Source organism: Veillonella sp. CHU110 (assembly GCF_003992255.1).
Lineage (GTDB): Bacteria > Bacillota > Negativicutes > Veillonellales > Veillonellaceae > F0422.
Genome location: NZ_RQVA01000011.1, coordinates 19,997 through 34,127 on the forward strand (window position 1 = coordinate 19,997; position 14,131 = coordinate 34,127).

A 14,131-nucleotide genomic window follows, 5' to 3' on the forward strand; every position below is an offset into this window, starting at 1 on the left:
GAGTAGGATTATATATGTCAACCTTTCAGAATCAAAATAGGTTGCCTATTGTATGAAAGCCCCCTACAAGGTATAATGAAAGAGATTGTAATACGAAGTAACAATTGTACTTACGTAGAGAGGAACGAGAATAAGAATGAATGAAATTATGATCGCTACGGACCATATGAGTCATGTCTATCAAGATGAAATGGGCCGTGAGGTACATGCCCTAAAGGATGTGAGTGTTCACATCAGGGAAGGGGAATTTGTCAGTATTATCGGAACCAATGGCAGTGGCAAGAGTACATTGGCCAAACATTTTAATGTATTGTTACAGCCTACATCTGGTACCGTTACCGTTTTAGGAATGGATACAAAAGATGAAAGCTTAATTTGGAATATTCGCCAGAATGTAGGGATGGTATTCCAAAATCCAGATAATCAAATCGTAGCGGCTATTGTAGAAGAAGATGTAGCCTTTGGACCAGAAAATTTAGGAGTACCAGCTCCAGAAATCCGTAAACGTGTGGATGCTGCGCTGGCTTCTGTGAATATGTCGGAGTATGCTTTACATGGACCGCATTTATTATCGGGTGGACAAAAACAACGCATTGCCATTGCTGGCGTATTAGCTATGAAGCCGAAGTGCATTATTTTAGATGAACCGACGGCTATGCTAGATCCAAAGGGACGTAAAGAAGTAATGGATACGGTATATCGACTCAATAAAGAGGAGGGGATTACCATTGTTTTCATTACCCACTTTATGGAAGAAGCGGCCTTAGCGGACCGTATCATTGTGATGAAACAAGGAGAAGTCATTGATGAAGGGGCGCCGAAAGAAGTGTTTATGAATGTAGATACTTTAAAAGGGTTAGGCCTTGATGTACCTGTGCCATCAGAAATTGCGGTGCGGTTACAAGATAAAGGTATTGCTATGCCAAGTGGTATTACTACGAATGAAGAGTTAGGGGAGGCCTTATGTCAATTCAATTAGAACATGTCACCTACACCTATGGACAGGGAACTCCTTTTGAAAAAACAGCTTTACATGATATTAACTTGACCATCCATGAAGGAGAATTTGTAGGGATCATTGGTCATACAGGGTCCGGTAAATCGACGTTGGTGCAACATTTAAATGGATTGTTACATCCTACGTCAGGGACTGTCACAGTGAATGGCGTTGACTTGGTGGGAAAAACAAAAGAAGTGAAAGAGACTCGCCATCAAGTAGGGATGGTCTTTCAATATCCAGAGCATCAATTATTTGAAGAAACCATAGCTAAAGATATTGCCTTTGGGCCACGCAATTTAGGATATGAGGATGCGGAAGTAGACCGTCGTGTGCGAGAAGCCATGGAATTTGTAGGTTTAGATTACGATACGTATGCAGATCGGTCACCTTTTCATTTATCGGGCGGACAAATGCGCCGTGTTGCCATTGCAGGTGTCATCGCTTTGGACCCATCCTATTTAATTCTTGATGAACCATCTGCGGGACTAGATCCATTTGGTCGAGAAGAAATTTTTGGAGAAATTATGAAATTACACAAGGAGAAAGGAATTACTGTGATCCTTGTGTCCCATAATATGGAAGATATTTCTCGTATGGCTAATCGTCTCATTGTGATGCATCAAGGGGAGGTGCTATTGGATGGGAATCCTATCGAGATTTTCCACAATGATCGAGAAGCATTGCAATCTGCGGGCGTCGATGTACCGCCTCTGTCACAGACATTACAAGCCTTGGCAGATCGCCACATTCCGGTGAATATTGACCGTGTTCATGTACAAGAGGCAGTAGAGGATTTATATGCCTATGTAAAGGAGGTGCGCCATGTTAAGTGATATTACGATTGGACAGTACTTCCCAGGGAATTCCGTGCTGCATCGCATGGATCCACGGGCAAAAATCATGGCTACCATGCTCTTTATTATAGCTATCTTTTTTGCAGATAGTTTGGTAACGTACAGTATCGTAGCAGCCTTTACCTTTGGATGCATGGCTCTATCTCGGTTGCCACTGCGATTGATTTGGCTATCGATTAAGCCATTGTGGGTAATCATTGTATTTACGTTGGCGATTCATATCTTTACTACACCAGGGGAGTACCTATTCTCCTACGGTTGGCTTCATATTAGTCGCGAAGGTCTTAACTTAGGGGGCCTCATGGCAGCACGATTGATTTTCTTAATCGTCTTTTCCTCCTTGTTGACCTATACAACGTCGCCGATTCGATTGACGGATGGCATTGAGCGATTGTTGAATCCTTGGAAACGCATTGGCGTGCCAGCTCATGAACTAGCGATGATGATGACCATCGCTTTGCGCTTTATTCCTACATTATTAGAGGAAACAGATCGCATTATGAAAGCCCAAGAATCTCGTGGTGCAGACTTTACAACAGGGTCCTTGGTGAAACGGGCTAAGAATATGGTGCCTTTATTAGTGCCATTATTTATCAGCGCCTTTCGTAGAGCTGATGAGTTAGCGGTAGCTATGGAATCTCGTTGCTATCGTGGTGGCGAAGGTCGTACTCGTATGAAAGAGCTGAGCTATTCTAACTTGGATTTCTATGGCGTAGGAGCAGTGGTTGTAGTCAGTGTATTACTTGCCGTATTGCGTTGGGGCTTTAGTATATGACAGAGGGTATGAGAACGATACAGCTTATCGTTGCCTATGATGGGACGGAGCTATGTGGATACCAACGGCAACAGAATGGTCCCACCGTACAAGGCTATTTGGAAGAAGCCTTATCCAAAGTTTGTAATGAACCGATCACAATTTATGGTTCATCTCGTACCGATGCAGGAGTACATGCGAGGGGACAAGTAGTGGCTTTCACCACGACGGGGAAGATTCCCGTCCACAATTTGATGCGCGCCCTCATCGCGCATATGCCGCCATACATTGTGGTTCGTGAGGCCAAGGAACTGCCATCAGATTGGACACCCCATCAGTATGTGAAAGGCAAAGAATATATCTACACCATTCATAATGATGCTGTTGTGGATCCTTTGCAACTGCGCTATGCCTACCATGTGCGAAAGCTTTTGGATATAGAAGCGATGGCACAAGCGGGGCGAGCATTGGAGGGAACCCATAATTTTAGTTCTTTCAAAGGGCACAATACAACGGTGCAAGATCCTGTCAAAACGATGTATGCTGTGAAAGTACAGCAGCAAGCTCATACTGTGCGTATTCATGTCATCGGCGATGGATTTGTGTATCACATGGTGCGGAATATGGCCGGGTTCTTGGTGGATGTAGGCTTAGGTCGCTTTCACCCAGAGGATGTACCACGTATTATCGCCGGAGAGAGCCGACAGTTAATCGGTAAAACAGCGCCAGCACATGGTTTGTGTTTAGATACTGTATTTCTAGATACAGACAGTTTGGACGCCGCCGTGGCTAGATTCCATCATATATAAATGAGTAGGCGAATTGTCTCTTCTATCCTGCATAGATAGAAGTAAGGTGTATAAAAATCCTATACCATATAGGTAGCAATAGTATATAGTAGTAGATAGTAGAAGTGCTTAGCCATACGGTTAGGCAGAGGAGGTTATGATGAAAGAAGACGGAATCCATACACATATTGCGATTAAAATGCCAGAGTATGTGATCGATGTAGATGCATTGGTCAATGATCCTGTGAATCGCCGTAAGTTGGCACGTTTCATTATGAAACGTCATTTAGACATGGATACAATCATTGATGAATTTGTGGCAAATCCAGAGAACGAAGCGGAATTGATGCGCTTTGCTGCATCTGTGGTGTTCTCTAAAACAGGTCGAGATATGATGAATGAAATGAGCGATGATGTATTGCCATTATTCTTTGAAGAAGCCGTATACGAAGACGATTTATTATAAGTAATAGGCATATAAAAAAGAGGAACGTTGATGTTGTTTCATCAACGTTCCTCTTTGTATTGGGGGGCGTATGTGACTACGTCCCTTTTGTATAGGTATTGTATGTTTACAGTTTATGATTACTCGAACCAAATGTATTTAGCTAATACGATAGCACCTAATACATACATAAACCAGTGTACATCTTTATGACGTCCAGTGATGAACTTCATTAATGGATATACGATTAAACCTGCTGCTACACCATTCGCAATGCTGTATGTAAACGGCATTAATACAATCACTAGGTACGCAGGGAAACCTTCTGTCCAATCGGAGAAATCGATTTCACGAATAGCTTCCATCATCAACGCACCTACTAAGATGAGTACAGGAGCTGTGGCTGCATTCGGTACTAAGGCAATAAGAGGAGCAAAGAATAAGCAAAGGATGAACATGATACCGCAAGTCACAGCTGTCAAACCTGTGCGTCCACCAGCACCGACACCAGCAGCACTTTCAACGAAGGCTGTAATCGTACTGGAACCTAGCATAGCTCCGAAACTAACGCCAAGGGAGTCTACAATCATAGCTTTACCAAGACCAGGGAATTCACCTTTTTTTGGATCTGCAATGCCTGCTTTAGAGGCCGTCGCAATCAAGGTACCCATAGAGTCAAACAATTCTACGAAGGTGAAAGAAAAAATAATCGTCACCAGGCCTACATGGAAGGCAGAGGCGATATCTAACTCCATAAAGGCTACTTTACTGAAATCAGGAATGGCCATAATGCTCATAGAGTCTGGCAACGTAGCTACGCCAGTGGCATAGGCCAGGATAGATGTGACAATGACACCAATCAATAGAGAGCCTGGTACACGGCGAGCCATCAAGGCGGCAGAGAAGAATAACCCGAATAAGGATAATAGTACTTCTGGATTGCCTAAGTTACCAAGTGTCAATAATGTTTCAGAAGGAGCAGGAGCACCGTGTCCTTTCGCGCTGACAATATCATTTAACGTACCTGGTTGTAAAGATAAAGCGATGGTCATAAGGCCAGATAGTTTTAAACCGATGATACAAATGAATAAGCCAATCCCTACGGTAATGGCAATTTTTAATGATGTGGGAATTGCTTCGATGATGAGTTGACGAATTCTTGTTAATGTGAGCACAAGGAATACAAGACCGGATATGAATACGGCACCTAATGCTGTTTGCCAACTCAATCCCATACCGAGAACAACGGTAAATGAATAGAATGCTAATAGACCAACGCCTGGTGCCAATGCAATTGGATAGTTGACAAACATGCCCATAGCGATTGTGACTAAACCACCACCTAAGGCTGTGGCAATTAATACGGCATCTTTATCCATACCAGCTAAACTCAATAAGTTTGGCGCTAGCAATAGAATGTATGCCATGGTAATAAATGTGGTAAGCCCTGCAAGGACTTCCGTACGGATCGTAGTATTTCGCTCTTTTAGTGCGAATAACCGTTCTAACATGGTACCCCTCCTAGAAATAAACAATAGTACTCCCTTATTGTAGCACAGTACACATGGATAATATAGAGGGGCTGGCAAAATTTATTCAAAAAAATTATAAAACTTTTATTTATAATAACTACAGATAATAAATAGATAATGAAAAGTTAACAAAGGCATATATAGAATTTGCGAGGTGTAAAAAACTTTATTTACAGTATTATATATTCATATAGCGGAGTGTATATATGCATTTTATGCATTATATATGCAGATTAATATATAGACAAATTTCGGTATTCTTTATATAATACTAACAAGGAATAAATCCTACTTTTGAAGAGGTATTATTTATGAAAATTTCTACTAAAGGTCGATATGCACTTAGAGTATTGGTAGACTTAGCAGAACATAGTAAGGATCGTAATGTGTCCATTCGGGAGCTAGCAGAGCGTCAAAAAATTTCTGATAAATATTTAGAAGGAATTGTGGCTCGCTTAGGTGCCGCTGGCTATGTAAAGAGTGTGCGTGGTAAATATGGTGGGTATCAGCTCACAAAAGAACCAAAAGACTATACGGTATATGATATTTTAGCAGCTACGGAGGATTCCATTGCTGTTGTGGCTTGTCTAGAAGACGAGGTCAATACATGTCCGTTAAGCGAAGGTTGTCGTACATTGCCATTATGGGAACATTTACAAAATCACTTACGAGAGTATATGCAAAGTTTAACATTACAAGACGTAATCGATCGTCATTTTACAGTGTAGTTTGTAAGGGAATGAGTAAGGGAAGAGAAAGATGAAAAAAGAGAATCAAATGAATTTGGAAAGCCAACTGGCGTTTCCTCTGTACATTACGGCGAAAGAAGTAATTCGCTCCTTTCAACCTGTGTTGTCTGCGTTGGACTTAACGTACACGCAATACCTAGTGATGATGGTCATTTGGGAATACAAGACAGCAAACTTGAAAATGATTGGGGATAGAATTAGCCTAGATTCTGGTACATTGACACCATTGTTACGCAAATTAGAAGCGAAAGGCTTTATCACTCGTGAACGTTTCAGAGGAGATGGCCGCTCCATGGTGATTCAATTGACTGCAAAAGGACAGTCCTTGCAGAAAAAAGTGAAACATTTACCGAATGTGATGGACGATGCTATTGGATTGTCTGCAGAGGAAGAACAAACATTGCGTGCCTTATTAGCAAAGATGATGCGCAATATAGGTGCGAAATAAGAAAGAGTATATAGATGACTCTTTTGTAACACATAGAGGATACTTGATGATGAGAAATCAGGTATCCTCTATGTTATTTGTATGGGAATAAAAGATGTGGAATCGCTCTAAGATATGTTACAATACATTCATAGATATATGTAAAGGATGTGAAGTATGAAAGGATTACAACAAACGGGGATGGTCGCTGTTTGGATATTGACAATTGGCATGTCCTTATTGGCGATTTGTTATACCATGATCATTCCCTTTTTACCGGTCTATTTATTAGAACTAGGTGTGGAGCAGGAGGGCTTGGCTCTTTGGTCTGGACTTACCTTTTCCATATCATTTTTTGTAGCGGCCGTGATGGCGCCTATATGGGGGCGTTTGGCAGATCGTCATGGCAAAAAATTGATGGCCATTCGGGCAGGGATACTCATCGGCGTGTCCTATTTGATGGCGGCTTTTGTACAAGATGCATTTCAATTATTGTTAGTGCGTGCATTTCAAGGGTTTGCCAATGGATTTATGCCTGCGGCGATGACTATGGTATCTCTATCAGTGCCGAAGGAACGAGTAGGCACGGCTATGGGAATATTTCAGATGGGCCTAGTTCTAGGTAATACGGTAGGGCCTTTTACAGGTGGTCTTACAGAACTGGCCGTTGGTATGCGACCTGTTTTTTTGGTGGCGGGCATTACCTTATTCATTGTGACAGCAGCCGTGGCTATTTTTGTGAAAGAACCAATCGTAGAAACGGAGATACCAGTTCAAGTGTCTTCGTTTATGGATGATCTGCGAGAAGCGAAGCGGAATCGCGTACTGATTCATATATTGGCACTCTATTTTGTTGTGCAGTCGGCTATGCTTATGCTACAGTCAATTGTGGCTATTTATGTAGGAGATCTAAAAGGATCTATGGAAGGAGCAGCCATGCTGGCAGGTTCTATTCTCAGCGGTGGTGGTGTCATGGGGATGATTACTACAAACTTATGGGCTGCCTATGGACAGCGGAAGGGATACTTTAAAGGGATATCCTATGCACTATTGGGCACAGGGATGGTCCTTATCTTGCAAAGTTTACCATTCGGCTTATGGTGGTTTGGAGCCTTGCAACTATTGATTGGAGTATTTATAGTTGGCATTTTCCCATCTTTGGGATCGGCGATGACCGTTAACACAGATCCATCTGTGCGAGGGCGAGTCTTTGGGTTAGCCACCACAGCACAACAATTAGGGAATATGATGGGGCCACTATTTGCGAGTCTAGTAGCCACATATTTCGGTATTTCCTATGTATTCTCAGTAGCGGGCTTAGGTATGATTATCATTGGATATGTTGTACTGAAGGTGTATGGACAACGGCCGAATATACAGGAATGAAAAGGGTCCTTTGGGACCCTTTTTATAGTATAATCAAGCCTCAATTCTTATCTATGATATCGCTATGAAAGATTTATGATAATTTTTGTCAATTATAACTAATTTGCATAGTAATGCTTTACTATGCAAAGTATGCATAATAGCTTACTTATAGGGATATGAGTATGTACGAAATGAAAATAACGATGTATAATGATAACGAGTTTAAATAATAATTAGTATTTCTAGTGCTTGCCGAGTGTGTAAGTGTGAATAAGTGACCTCCTTAGTTGGACTAAGGGGGTCTTTCTGTGTTTTTAAGGTGCTGTAGATTCTATATCATTTGGTGAGAAGATAATAAGCATCGTATAGAAAAGAGGTAATCATGAAAATTACACGTCATGTATCAGCTGTAATGGCTGCATTAGTAGTAACAGGAATGTCTTATTCTGCAATGGCGACAGAGATTACTGTATCCAGTGATAAAGCAGAAGAATTAACTGGTTTAACGATGGGTTCTCCAGTTCAAACGGAGCCTGTGGTTAAACATATAGAAGATACTTTGTCCGTGAATGTACATGGTAAAAGCTTGATGGAGAACGGTAAAAGTAAAAATGTAACAGGGATTTATAATGGGTTTGGATCTCAATTGACTATAGATAAAGATCTTATTGTACGCTTAAAAAATGATGCACCAGCAGATAAAAAAGAATTGGGGCATTATTATATGAGTGCTGTATATGCTGGTTATGGCGGTAAGGTGCCACGTCTTAGTAAGGATAATCCTGAGAGAGATTATGGTGATACCAATATTCATGTGAAAGGTAATGTAGATATTGATGCTGTGGGGGTAGGATTGCAAGCGAATCAACGAGGTCATATTATTGTTGATGGCGGTGGTCGTATTATAACGTATCCTCTTAAAACGTCAGATACCTATTCTGTTGTGGCAGAAGAGGGCGATGTATATGTGAATGCAGGTGTCGATGGTAAACACCCAGGTATGAAAGATTTAGTGGCTATTGGTAATGTAGGATTGATTAACAAAGATTATGGCCGTGATCCAAATCATAATGAAGCGCCAACCAATATCGGACTCGCTTTCACAACATCTAGCTCTAGTCTTACTGGTGCTGTGTTAAATGAATATGCTGAAAGTAATAAAAATCCGCATAATTCTGGTGCCGATATCTATTTACAAAATGGTGCTACTTGGAATAATGAATGGATTGGTAAGGAACGACCTACACCAAGAAAACCACGTCCATCAGGAGATGATGCAGCATACTTATATAAAGGCAGTAAAGTTCGTAATCTTGTAGGTGGTGCAAATCCAACTGCAGCAGGTACGATTCATCCTATCGATGCTCGTCCTATTACGATTCAAAACTATAGTGGTTTTGTAAATGCTGATTATAAAACAGGTGTGCCAGCGAGCGAAGCTGGTAATGGCCAAATCATTATCCAACATGCCGCTGATCATAGTCACATCACTGTACAAGGTGATAGTGCTAAGAATTTGACTGACGATACAAGTTATCGTGCAGAAATGAAATCCTTAGCCACTAAATTGCAATATACTGGGAATGATAAGAAACTAGCTGCTGCTGTTCAAGTTAATGAAGGAATTACAAGACCGGCTGCTATGACTGAACTTGGTACCAATGCATTCGATGCACAAGGTAATCTTGTTGTTTCTGATACGGCGACGGTAACACATGCTAGTGAATCTTCCTTGGTTAGTGGTGCGAAATCTGCTCTTGCATCTACAGCGATAGCTTGGCACAATACTACGAACGATTTACAACGTCGTTTAGGGGACCTTCGTTTGACTAATACGAACCAAGGTGTATGGGCTAAATACATCGGTGGCAAATCTAACATGACAAATGGTGCCGATGTTCATATGAGATACAATGGTGTACAAATTGGTTATGATTATAAGGTATCCACTGGTTGGACTTTTGGCGGTGCTCTAGATTACAGTACGTCTAGCAACTCCTATGCTGTTGGCAACGGAGACAGCAAAATTGCTGGTATTGGGTTATATGGTACAAAACAACATGATGATGGACGTTACTTAGATATCATCGCTCGTGGAAGCCGCTTGTCCAATACTTACAAACTTCACTCACTAGGGGGATATCAATTGAATGGGGAGTATCATACATTTGGTACCTCTTTAAGTGCTGAATACGGTAAACGTATTAAGAAAGAAAATGGTTTCTACATGGATCCTAGCGTAGAATTTATTGTAGGCCATTTGAACGGCGTATCCTATGATACTAATGTTGTTGGCAGTGGCTCTATGCATGTGAAAGCGGACGCTGTTAATTCTGCTGTAGGTCGATTGGGATTTGGCATTGGTAGAGAAACACAAACATCTAACATCTTTGCAAAACTTGCATTGGCTCATGAATTCTCTGGTAAGGTGAATACAACATATTCAGCACCAGGTAATCCAACAGTACATACAGAACTTGATTTGAATGATACATGGGTTGATGCTGAAATTGGGGGCTCCTGGAGCGTTCGTCCAAGTACATATGTATATGGTACATTCACTAAAAACTTTGGTGCTACTATAGACACTACATGGCGTATGGATGCGGGAGTACGACATAACTTCTAATTACATCTTCCATCAATAGGGACTGTAACAAAATAGTTCCTTAACACTAATAAAGCTATTAGTTGATTGCATAATGATCAACTAATAGCTTTTTGGTATTTCTAAAGTAAAAAGGGCCCCAAAGGACCCTTTTATATAGATCGATTATTCACTGATTGGCAGCTGGAACATAAAGAGAGTGCGCTCATTCGGCGTACTTTCTACATGGACAGTACCATCGTGCAACAAGACTACATTATGTACAAAGTATAGACCCAATCCAAGGCCCTTGTTCTCTTTTGAGGTACGAGACGGATCCACTTGGTAGAGACGATCCCAAATCATAGGGATACTTTCCTCAGGGACCCCGATGCCATCGTCTTGGACGCTAATAGTAATGACATCTGTGGCAGATACTTCAAAGTGAACTGTAGAATGGGCAAACTTAAAGGCATTATCCAATAAGTTAGCCATCGCTTGTTGTAACAAGACTTGGCTTCCTGGGATGATGATAGACTCATCGATGTGACTCGTTAAGGTGAGCCCCTTATCTTTGGCCAAGCGTGAGTACGTAAGTAGTAATTGATTGGCCACATCTGATATGGAAACGGGCACTTTGTTGATATCCTTCAGACTATCTAGGCGGGCAATCTCAAGAAGTTGCGTCACCATATCCGTCATGCCTTTACTTTGAGTGAAAATATTTTCAAAGCTTTCTTTAGCTTCCTCAATAGAACTTACATACTGACGAGCATAATCACTTTCCGCTTGAATGACGGCAATCGGTGTGCGAAGTTCATGAGAGATATCAGCATTGAATCGCTTTTCACGATTAGAGGCATCTTCTAAACTGCTGAGCATGTTGTTGAAAGTAGACACCAATCGATACATAATATCTCCCGATTGAGGAATATTTTCGATGCGTTCTGATAAATCTCGTTTCAAAGATATTTGTGCAGCTACATCGGCTACGGTGCGCACTGGTTTTAATCCTCGACGAATAATCCAAAAGCCCCCGATAGTAGCGATCGTTACGAATAATACTCCGCCTACTAATAAGGCAAAGAACATATTATTTGTTTTTCGGTCTAATAAATTCATAGGTACTATGCCGCGAATATAGCCTTGCATGCCTGTTCGGTATTGGATAGGGGCATCGTAATACAAGAAAGAAGATTGCTCTGCTTGTATTTCTGTTATGGCATCGAAAGAAGGCGGTGCTGACTTTGGAAAACCATCCGGTAGACTGCCCCGTAATACAATGCCATCATGACTGTAGACCACAAGAAAAACACCATCGTCGAAAGGCTTATATTTTTTAGGATGACTAGCAGCTTCGATTACATTTTCCTGTAATTCTGTTCGCATTTCATTTTGATCCCACACATGGGTGAACTGGATCACAAAGACAGCTAATAGACCAATCATAAGTACCAGAAATATGGAATACCAACTAGTAATTTTATAGGCTAAGGGAACGCGCATCAAGAGAGATTCCACATAGTGGAAGCAGCGTTTGACGAAAGCTATCATCTATGGCTCCTCGGTGCGGAATACGTAGCCTACACCACGAACGGTTTGAATTAGTTTTCTATCTTCGTCGATATCAATTTTTTTACGCAAATCTTTGATGTATACATCAATCAGGTTCGAGTAACTTTCATAATCATATTCCCATACGTGATCGAGAATTTGTTGACGAGACACGACAATGTTTTGATTGCTCGCTAAATAGAATAATAAATCGAACTCTTTTGCTGTCAATGTGATAGGCTCATTGTTGAGTGAAACAGCACGGCTTTTGCCGTTGATGCATAGTGGACCAGCAATGATATCTTCGGTAGCTTGGTTGCGATTACGACGAGCTAGTGCATAGATGCGCGCCACAAGTTCATCAAACTCAAATGGTTTCACTAGATAATCATCGGCGCCTAGGTTAAGACCAGATACTTTGTCTTGCAGGGTATCTTTGGCTGTCAAGAACAAGACAGGTGTTTTGTTGCCGTCTTCACGCATTTGGCAAACTACCGCATGGCCATCTAATTTCGGCATCATAATATCCATAACGATCACATCATAACTGGAAGTTGAGATGTAATCCAATCCATCTTCTCCGTTATAACATTGATCCACCGTCATAGATTCTACTTTTAATCGTTTGGCGATTATATTATTCAGCATTTCTTCATCTTCTACAATTAGGACTTTCATAATAGCTCCTTTCATACGAGATAGTATATTTGTATTGTAACGTATTTCCATGTGAGATAAAAGGGGAATTCTATGACAAGTATACAGGGTCGACATGAATAGACTATGAACGATTGCATTCTATTAGGGCGTATCCTATAATAAAGATAGCATATATCCGACGAGGTAGAGTAGGAGTGACAACTATGAATATACGAGTGTTGACAAAATATGCCCTCTTGATTGCTGTATGTGCCATTGGGGGCCAAATTCATCTATGGGGATCCATATCTTTTGATTCTTCCCCTGCCTTTGTAGGGGCTTTAGTGTTGGGGCCTGCGGCGGGAGCTATCCTAGGTGCCTTAGGTCATTTGGCGGCAGCGACCTATTCGGGATTTCCTCTGGGGCCCGCAGTACATGGGGTGGTAGCATTGATTATGGCTTGTACGGCAGGAATGGTGGGGGTGACCTTTCACAAGATGACTTCATCTTTCTCTTATGTAGTTAGTGGTATAGTAGGATATATCATCAATGTGTGGATTGGATTAGCCATAACGGCATTGATGATGGGTAGCACAGAGGTAATCGGACCTATGTGGGGTCCATTATCTTTGGGCTATGTATGGAATTATGTGTTGGCAGCCCTTGTGGTGAGTCAACTGAATCGAGTGTTTGGTGGAACTAAGCATGAATGATCGAGATATAACACGGGTATCGCTAGGACCTAGCGAAGATTGGCTTATCGCCAGTGATATTAGCAGTGGAATCGGATTACAAGAACATGATGTATTGCAAGTGCCCTACCCCATGGTGGGGGCCTTTGCTACACGAGTGGCGATGTTGGAAATATTGTCTGCTAAGGGGACTGTGAAAGCCATTCAATACCTTATCGGCGGTGCCTATGATGCGGTAGTAATCCCTGTGGTGCAAGGGATTCAAGAAGAACTGCGACGAGCTAGTATAGACGTACCTATTAATGGCAGTCATGAAAGTAATATGGAGGTCACCACCACCTCTGTAGGCATTACGGCCCTAGGACTGGGAGCGCCGGAAGCGAGAGGCGACGGTGAACCCTATGCGGTATACGTACTAGGTCGTCCATTGGTAGGACCAGAAGTAGTAGCCCATCCAGAATGGATTGTTACCTACGAAGAGCTTCACCGTGCTTTAGCACATCCTAGCACCATGCGCATGGTGCCGATTGGTTCTCGAGGCATCCGTCAAGAATTGCAGGTATTGGCTTCCTTGCAGGGAGCCTCTCTGGATGAAATAGCTATGACAGATGAGGTATTAGACCACAGTGGTGGTCCCGCTACATCGGTGGTGGTTGCCGTTCGTACAGAGGGAGAAACAGAATGGTTACGCTGTTTTCCCGATGCTCAATATGTAGGTCGTCATGCATAGGAGAAAGGATTT

The 14,131-nt window shown here is 41.8% G+C and carries 14 protein-coding genes; 11 read left to right on the forward strand and 3 right to left on the reverse strand.

Annotated features, from left to right (window positions below):
* Nucleotides 1-136: 136 nt before the first annotated feature.
* From EO122_RS05880 to EO122_RS05900, 5 genes are all read left to right on the forward strand, one after another.
* Nucleotides 137-979, forward strand: coding sequence for an energy-coupling factor transporter ATPase (locus EO122_RS05880; protein ID WP_127009769.1), 843 nt, complete (start codon nt 137-139; stop codon nt 977-979).
* Complete coding sequence (locus EO122_RS05885; protein ID WP_127009770.1) at nt 964-1,833, forward strand: energy-coupling factor transporter ATPase; 870 nt, start codon at nt 964-966, stop codon at nt 1,831-1,833. The genes EO122_RS05880 and EO122_RS05885 overlap by 16 nt, the downstream gene beginning before the upstream one ends.
* The gene (locus tag EO122_RS05890) at nt 1,823-2,629 is read left to right on the forward strand and encodes an energy-coupling factor transporter transmembrane protein EcfT (protein WP_127009771.1); all 807 of its coding nucleotides are present in this window, start codon (nt 1,823-1,825) and stop codon (nt 2,627-2,629) included. Before EO122_RS05885 ends, EO122_RS05890 begins: the two co-directional genes overlap by 11 nt.
* Nucleotides 2,630-2,637: 8 nt before the next feature.
* Entirely contained in the window at nt 2,638-3,417 is a 780-nt protein-coding gene (gene truA / locus EO122_RS05895) for a tRNA pseudouridine(38-40) synthase TruA (RefSeq protein ID WP_127009772.1), read from the forward strand.
* 136 nt (nt 3,418-3,553) lie between these two features.
* Nucleotides 3,554-3,862, forward strand: coding sequence for a hypothetical protein (locus EO122_RS05900; RefSeq protein WP_126938399.1), 309 nt, complete (start codon nt 3,554-3,556; stop codon nt 3,860-3,862).
* A gap of 119 nt (nt 3,863-3,981) precedes the next feature.
* On the opposite strand, the gene EO122_RS05905 is transcribed toward EO122_RS05900, so the two are convergent.
* A complete protein-coding gene (locus tag EO122_RS05905; RefSeq protein WP_127009773.1) occupies nt 3,982-5,352 on the reverse strand; it encodes an NCS2 family permease in 1,371 nt (456 codons plus the stop codon).
* Between the two features lie 332 nt (nt 5,353-5,684).
* On the opposite strand from EO122_RS05905, the gene EO122_RS05910 reads away from it, so the two are divergent.
* From EO122_RS05910 to EO122_RS05925, 4 genes are all read left to right on the forward strand, one after another.
* Nucleotides 5,685-6,101 carry an Rrf2 family transcriptional regulator gene (locus EO122_RS05910; protein WP_126938401.1) on the forward strand — a complete coding sequence of 139 codons (417 nt, stop codon included), beginning with the start codon at nt 5,685-5,687 and terminating at the stop codon, nt 6,099-6,101.
* Between the two features lie 31 nt (nt 6,102-6,132).
* On the forward strand, nt 6,133-6,570 hold the full coding sequence (locus EO122_RS05915) for a MarR family winged helix-turn-helix transcriptional regulator (protein ID WP_126938402.1): 438 nt from the start codon (nt 6,133-6,135) through the stop codon (nt 6,568-6,570).
* Between the two features lie 156 nt (nt 6,571-6,726).
* Nucleotides 6,727-7,935 carry an MFS transporter gene (locus tag EO122_RS05920; protein WP_127009774.1) on the forward strand — a complete coding sequence of 403 codons (1,209 nt, stop codon included), beginning with the start codon at nt 6,727-6,729 and terminating at the stop codon, nt 7,933-7,935.
* A gap of 364 nt (nt 7,936-8,299) precedes the next feature.
* A complete protein-coding gene (locus EO122_RS05925) occupies nt 8,300-10,546 on the forward strand; it encodes an autotransporter outer membrane beta-barrel domain-containing protein (protein ID WP_127009775.1) in 2,247 nt (748 codons plus the stop codon).
* Nucleotides 10,547-10,690: 144 nt separating this feature from the next.
* Here the strand turns inward: EO122_RS05925 and EO122_RS05930 are convergent, their stop codons facing one another.
* Both EO122_RS05930 and EO122_RS05935 read right to left on the reverse strand, forming a co-directional pair.
* Nucleotides 10,691-12,058 (reverse strand): cell wall metabolism sensor histidine kinase WalK, encoded by a 1,368-nt coding sequence (locus EO122_RS05930; protein ID WP_127009776.1) that lies wholly within the window; start codon nt 12,056-12,058, stop codon nt 10,691-10,693.
* Nucleotides 12,059-12,736: a response regulator transcription factor gene (locus tag EO122_RS05935; RefSeq protein WP_127009803.1), complete on the reverse strand. Its 678-nt coding sequence runs from the start codon at nt 12,734-12,736 to the stop codon at nt 12,059-12,061.
* 185 nt (nt 12,737-12,921) lie between these two features.
* On the opposite strand from EO122_RS05935, the gene EO122_RS05940 reads away from it, so the two are divergent.
* Together EO122_RS05940 and EO122_RS05945 are read left to right on the forward strand one after the other, a co-directional pair.
* Nucleotides 12,922-13,410 (forward strand): ECF transporter S component, encoded by a 489-nt coding sequence (locus EO122_RS05940; RefSeq protein WP_127009777.1) that lies wholly within the window; start codon nt 12,922-12,924, stop codon nt 13,408-13,410.
* On the forward strand, nt 13,403-14,119 hold the full coding sequence (locus EO122_RS05945; protein ID WP_127009778.1) for a hypothetical protein: 717 nt from the start codon (nt 13,403-13,405) through the stop codon (nt 14,117-14,119). Before EO122_RS05940 ends, EO122_RS05945 begins: the two co-directional genes overlap by 8 nt.
* Nucleotides 14,120-14,131 lie beyond the last annotated feature (12 nt).

What these genes read in the sequence shown, in the direction of transcription:
- EO122_RS05880 (WP_127009769.1), top strand. Translation starts at nt 137, where the DNA reads ATGAATGAAATTATGATCGCTACGGACCATATGAGTCATGTCTATCAA.
- EO122_RS05885 (WP_127009770.1), top strand. Translation starts at nt 964, where the DNA reads ATGTCAATTCAATTAGAACATGTCACCTACACCTATGGACAGGGAACT.
- EO122_RS05890 (WP_127009771.1), top strand. Translation starts at nt 1,823, where the DNA reads ATGTTAAGTGATATTACGATTGGACAGTACTTCCCAGGGAATTCCGTG.
- truA (WP_127009772.1), top strand. Translation starts at nt 2,638, where the DNA reads ATGAGAACGATACAGCTTATCGTTGCCTATGATGGGACGGAGCTATGT.
- EO122_RS05900 (WP_126938399.1), top strand. Translation starts at nt 3,554, where the DNA reads ATGATGAAAGAAGACGGAATCCATACACATATTGCGATTAAAATGCCA.
- EO122_RS05905 (WP_127009773.1), bottom strand. Translation starts at nt 5,352, where the DNA reads ATGTTAGAACGGTTATTCGCACTAAAAGAGCGAAATACTACGATCCGT.
- EO122_RS05910 (WP_126938401.1), top strand. Translation starts at nt 5,685, where the DNA reads ATGAAAATTTCTACTAAAGGTCGATATGCACTTAGAGTATTGGTAGAC.
- EO122_RS05915 (WP_126938402.1), top strand. Translation starts at nt 6,133, where the DNA reads ATGAAAAAAGAGAATCAAATGAATTTGGAAAGCCAACTGGCGTTTCCT.
- EO122_RS05920 (WP_127009774.1), top strand. Translation starts at nt 6,727, where the DNA reads ATGAAAGGATTACAACAAACGGGGATGGTCGCTGTTTGGATATTGACA.
- EO122_RS05925 (WP_127009775.1), top strand. Translation starts at nt 8,300, where the DNA reads ATGAAAATTACACGTCATGTATCAGCTGTAATGGCTGCATTAGTAGTA.
- EO122_RS05930 (WP_127009776.1), bottom strand. Translation starts at nt 12,058, where the DNA reads ATGATAGCTTTCGTCAAACGCTGCTTCCACTATGTGGAATCTCTCTTG.
- EO122_RS05935 (WP_127009803.1), bottom strand. Translation starts at nt 12,736, where the DNA reads ATGAAAGTCCTAATTGTAGAAGATGAAGAAATGCTGAATAATATAATC.
- EO122_RS05940 (WP_127009777.1), top strand. Translation starts at nt 12,922, where the DNA reads ATGAATATACGAGTGTTGACAAAATATGCCCTCTTGATTGCTGTATGT.
- EO122_RS05945 (WP_127009778.1), top strand. Translation starts at nt 13,403, where the DNA reads ATGAATGATCGAGATATAACACGGGTATCGCTAGGACCTAGCGAAGAT.